This is a genomic window from Rhodopseudomonas sp. BR0C11 (assembly GCF_010820945.1).
GTDB classification, from domain to species: domain Bacteria; phylum Pseudomonadota; class Alphaproteobacteria; order Rhizobiales; family Xanthobacteraceae; genus Rhodopseudomonas; species Rhodopseudomonas palustris_H.
Genome location: NZ_QTKI01000397.1, coordinates 1 through 4418, shown reverse-complemented (window position 1 = coordinate 4418; position 4418 = coordinate 1). Strand labels below are relative to the sequence as shown.

At 65.2% G+C, this 4418-nt stretch carries 5 protein-coding genes; 3 read left to right on the top strand and 2 right to left on the bottom strand.

Annotated elements, in window-relative coordinates; translation table 11 throughout:
• Nucleotides 1-68: 68 nt before the first annotated feature.
• The 3 genes from DYI24_RS22005 to DYI24_RS21995 all read left to right on the top strand — a co-directional run bounded on the left by DYI24_RS22005 (nt 69) and on the right by DYI24_RS21995 (nt 2917).
• Nucleotides 69-1241, top strand: coding sequence for a M48 family metallopeptidase (locus DYI24_RS22005; RefSeq protein WP_164573843.1), 1173 nt, complete (start codon nt 69-71; stop codon nt 1239-1241).
• A gap of 178 nt (nt 1242-1419) precedes the next feature.
• Entirely contained in the window at nt 1420-2193 is a 774-nt protein-coding gene (locus DYI24_RS22000) for a P-loop NTPase family protein (RefSeq protein ID WP_011160028.1), read from the top strand.
• Nucleotides 2194-2251: 58 nt separating this feature from the next.
• The gene (locus DYI24_RS21995) at nt 2252-2917 is read left to right on the top strand and encodes a hypothetical protein (protein WP_164573842.1); all 666 of its coding nucleotides are present in this window, start codon (nt 2252-2254) and stop codon (nt 2915-2917) included.
• Nucleotides 2918-3022: 105 nt separating this feature from the next.
• On the opposite strand, the gene DYI24_RS21990 is transcribed toward DYI24_RS21995, so the two are convergent.
• Together DYI24_RS21990 and DYI24_RS21985 are read right to left on the bottom strand one after the other, a co-directional pair.
• Nucleotides 3023-3568: an adenine phosphoribosyltransferase gene (locus tag DYI24_RS21990; RefSeq protein ID WP_107346061.1), complete on the bottom strand. Its 546-nt coding sequence runs from the start codon at nt 3566-3568 to the stop codon at nt 3023-3025.
• 153 nt (nt 3569-3721) lie between these two features.
• Nucleotides 3722-4418 (bottom strand): glutamine amidotransferase-related protein (locus DYI24_RS21985; protein WP_205523629.1); only part of this gene is annotated, 697 nt, incomplete at its 5' end.

Below are 4418 nucleotides of genomic sequence, written 5' to 3'. Positions count from 1 at the left end.
GCCTGAACCTCCCTCCCCGCAAGGGGGAGGGAGGTTCAGGCCGGCGCTGCGAGGATTGGACACCCATCATGGCCGCCTACGGTCTCTATACCCACATCGCCGCCAACAAGACCCGGTCGATCGTGCTGCTGATCGGGCTGTTCGTGCTGGTGTATGTGCTGGTCTATGCCGGCGCGCTGATCGCCGAGGTGGTGATCGATGGCGAGCGCACGGTGCCGGACTATCTGCGCGCCGCCACCGCTGACCTGATCAAGGCGGCGCCGTTCGCCACTATCGGAGCGGCGCTGTGGATCGTGCTCGCCTATTTCTTCCACCAGAAGCTGATCGACGCCGTGACCGGCGGCCATACGGTGACGCGGGCCGAGCAGCCGCGGCTGTATAATCTGCTCGAGAACCTGTGCATCTCGCGCGGCATTCCGATGCCGAAGCTGAAGATCATGGACAGCGATGCGCTGAACGCCTTCGCCAGCGGCCTCAATCCCAAGCAATACGCCGTCACGGTGACGTCGGGGCTGGTCGAGCGGCTCGACGATGCCGAACTCGAAGCGGTGCTGGCGCACGAGCTGACCCACATCAGGAACGGCGACGTGCAGATGATGGTGATCGCCGTGATCATCGCCGGCGTCGTCGGGTTCTTCGGCGAGTTGATGTTCCGGCTGTTCTTCCAGGGCGGGGTACGGATCGGCGGCGGCTGGTCGAGCGGCGGCTCGTCGTCGTCCTCTTCCTCCTCGTCGTCGGGCGATCGCAAGAGCGGCGGCGGCGCGATCATCGTGGTGATCCTGGCGATCGTACTAATCCTGCTGGCCTGGCTGCTGTCGCAGGCGGTGAAGCTGGCGCTGTCGCGGTCGCGCGAATTCCTCGCCGACGCAGGCTCGGTCGAACTGACCAAGAACCCGGATGCGATGATCTCTGCGCTGCGCAAGATCGAAAACCGCGGCGAACTGCCGGGCGCGACCTCGGCCGTGATGGAGATGTGCGTCGACAATCCGCGCTCCGGCTTCTCCGATCTGTTCGCCACCCACCCTTCGGTCGAGGCGCGGGTCGATGCGCTGGTCAAGTTTGCCGGCGGACACTACCAGCCGCCATTGCCCGCCCTGCCGGCTGCGGAGCATGACGATGACACCGCTGCGGATCAGTCAGATCCCGCTACGGATGCAGCTCAGCCGCCGCAAGGACCGTGGGGCGATGCGCCGGCGCCGAAGCCATCGCTGCTGCGCGGACCTTGGGGCCGGCGCGGCTGACCGCCCAAATCAGCGGCACCGCCTCGCATCTGAACGATTTTGTTGAGGACCCGCAGGCGTCATTGCCCGACCGATTGAATTATCCCTTGTTTCTGCCATGTTCGCGCCCAAAGCAGAGGTCTGCACCTTGGCCGGCACGGCCGCGGTGGGGGATCGAACCGGCCGGTAAAGGAATCTCATGGCGAAGCCAGCAGTGATCGTCGTCGGCGCAGACAAGGGCGGCGTGGGCAAAACCACGGTGTCGCGCACCCTGCTCGACTATTTTAGCGCCAACAACGTCCCGACCCGCGCCTTCGACACCGAGTCGCCGCGCGGCACGCTGAAGCGCTTCCACCCCGACATCACCGAGATCGTCGACATGACGTCGACGGCCGACCAGATGAAGATCTTCGACACGCTGAACTCGGCGGTGCCCTCGGTGACCGTGATCGACGTCCGCGCCGGCCTGCTGTCGCCCGCGCTGGCCTCGTTGCGCGACATCGGCTTCCTCGACGCGGCGCGCTCCGGCCAGATCACCTTCGCGGTGTTCCATATTCTCGGGCCCTCGATCGCCTCGCTCGACGAAATCGCCGAGACCGCCAACTTCATGATCGGCGCGAAGTACTTCCTGACGAAGAACTTCATCAACAACACCAGCTTCTTCGAGTGGGACCAGGCGACCTACAATTCGTACTTCCACCGCATCAAGGACGCCACTGAGCTGACGATTCCGAAGCTCAACGAAATGGCGTACGAGCAGGTCGAAGTGTCGTCGGTGCCGTTCCTGAAGTTCGTCGCCAACAAGGGCGTCAGCGGCGAGCCGGCCAACTACTCCTTCGTGCTGCGCGGCTATGTCCGGCACTGGCTCGCCAATGTCTGGAGCGAATTCGACCGGATCAAGCTGACCGACATCGTCGGCAAGGACAAGAACGGCCGCGGCACCCCGGTGACCGACGAGCCGGGCGAGAAATAGTTCGCATCGCTGAGGAATCCGGCTATATCGGACGGCCTTCCCCGACCGATACAGCCTGATGTCGCGCACTCCGGTTTACATCGTCTGTTCGCCGCGCCCGTTCGTCGGCAAGACCCTGATCGCCCGCGTGCTCACCGAATATCTGCTGCTGCAGCGCGGCTCGGTGCTGGCGTTCGACATCAACGTCAAAGAACCGTCGCTGCTCGACTATCTGCCGCGCGTCACCGAGACCGCGCAGGTCGACGATACCTTCGGCAAGATGGCGCTGATGGATCGGCTGATCCTGAACGACGGCCTCGCCAAGGTGATCGACCTCGGCTTCCACGCCTTCGACGAGTTCTTCGACACCTTCGCCGAGATCGGCTTCATCAAGGAAGCGGTGCGGCGGCAGGTGGCGCCGGTGGTGCTGTTCCTCGCCGACACCGACCGCAATTCGGCGCGCGCCTATGACCACCTGCAGGATATCGTGCCGCCGCGGCAGCTGATCACCATCGACAACGAGCACATCCTGCTCGGCGAGCTGCCGGCGGTGTACCGCCACGGCCGCGTGATGCGAATCCGCGGGCTGCCGCCGTTCCTGAAGACCTATATCGACCGCGTGAACTTCTCGTTCACCGGCTACCTGCGCGCCGAGCCGGATGCCTCCACCGAACTCAACCAGTGGATCCGCACCAACTACACGACCTTCCGCGCACTGGAGCTGGAGCTGACGCAGGGGCGGTAGCGCGGCACTCGCCGCCCGCAAAGCCTGCTCCCTCGCCCCGCTGTTGCGGGGAGAGGGCTGGGGTGAGGGGCTGCGGCCGCCAGAAGAGTCAGGCTGGACCTAGCCTTAGTGCCCTTCGAACGCCACCAGGGTGCGGACCGGGACGCCCATGGCGCGGATCTTGGCGGCGCCGCCGAGCTCCGGCAGATCGATCACAAAGCAGGCGGCCACGACTTCGGCACCGATCTGGCGGAGCAGCTTGATGGCGCCTTCGGCAGTGCCGCCGGTCGCGATCAGGTCGTCGACCAGGATCACCTTCTCGCCGGGCTTCAGCGCGTCGACGTGGATCTCGATGATGTCGGTGCCGTATTCCAGCGCGTATTCCATCGACACGCAGGTATGCGGCAGCTTGCCCTTCTTGCGGATCGGCACGAAGCCTGATGAGACCTGATGGGCGATCGCGCCGCCGATGATGAAGCCGCGTGCCTCGATGCCCGCCACCTTGTCGATCTTCGAACCCGCCCACGGCTGCACCAGCTCGTCGATCGCCCGGCGGAACGCCCGCGGTTCGCCGAGCAGCGTGGTGATGTCGCGGAAGATGATGCCAGGCTTGGGATAATCCGGAATCGCCCGGACGCTGGCTTTCAAATCGTTTGCAAACTCGGGGGTCATCGGCGCGGGTCTTTCGTTACGGATGGGCGCAATTCGTCATCGGAAGGCGGGAGGCGCAATCGGGCAATTCGGCTGAGTTACCGCCGGGGGTGGTAGCAGAGCTCCTCCGGCGGGCCTTCGATCTGGATCAATCGGTGCCGCAGGCCATTTGGCCTAGGCCGGCTGGCCGAGCCGGAAGGCGTTTTCGACGATCCGCAGCCCGACCTCGCCGCCGAGCGACATCAGCGACTCGGGGTGGAATTGCACGCCGCCGACCGGCAGGGTCTTGTGCTCGATCGCCATGGCGATGCCGTCGTCGGTGGAGGCGGTGACAGTCAGATCCTTCGGCATGTCGCGCATGTCGACATACAGCGAGTGGTAGCGGCCGATCGTGACTTCGTTGGGCAAGCCGCGCATCAGCGTGCCGCCGCGCACCTGGATCCGCGACGGCCGGCCATGCGCCGGCTGCGCGAGCTGGCCGAGCGTGCCGCCGAAATACTCGCCCATCGCCTGGACGCCGAGGCAGACGCCGAAGATCGGCAGCTTCTTTTCGAGCGCGGCGTCGATCGTGTCCTTGATCTTGAAGTCCTCCGGCCGGCCAGGGCCGGGCGACAGCACCAACAGATCGTAGGCGTTTTCGGCCAGCATCTTCAGGCCGTGGACATAGCGCACCACGGTGACCTGGGCGCCGACCTGGCGGAAGTAATCCGCCAGCATGTGCACGAAGCTATCGTCGTGGTCGACCAACAGCACCTTCTTGCCCGAGCCGGTGGCGTCCGGCGCCACCGCCGACAAAGGCTTGGCCGGATCGCCGCGCAGCGCCTGGAACAGCGCCGCGGCCTTGACCTGGCATTCTTTGTCTTCGGCCACC

Excerpts from the sequence above, each read along its gene's own strand:
- DYI24_RS22005 (WP_164573843.1), top strand. The coding sequence starts at position 69 with ATGGCCGCCTACGGTCTCTATACCCACATCGCCGCCAACAAGACCCGG.
- DYI24_RS22000 (WP_011160028.1), top strand. The coding sequence starts at position 1,420 with ATGGCGAAGCCAGCAGTGATCGTCGTCGGCGCAGACAAGGGCGGCGTG.
- DYI24_RS21995 (WP_164573842.1), top strand. The coding sequence starts at position 2,252 with ATGTCGCGCACTCCGGTTTACATCGTCTGTTCGCCGCGCCCGTTCGTC.
- DYI24_RS21990 (WP_107346061.1), bottom strand. The coding sequence starts at position 3,568 with ATGACCCCCGAGTTTGCAAACGATTTGAAAGCCAGCGTCCGGGCGATT.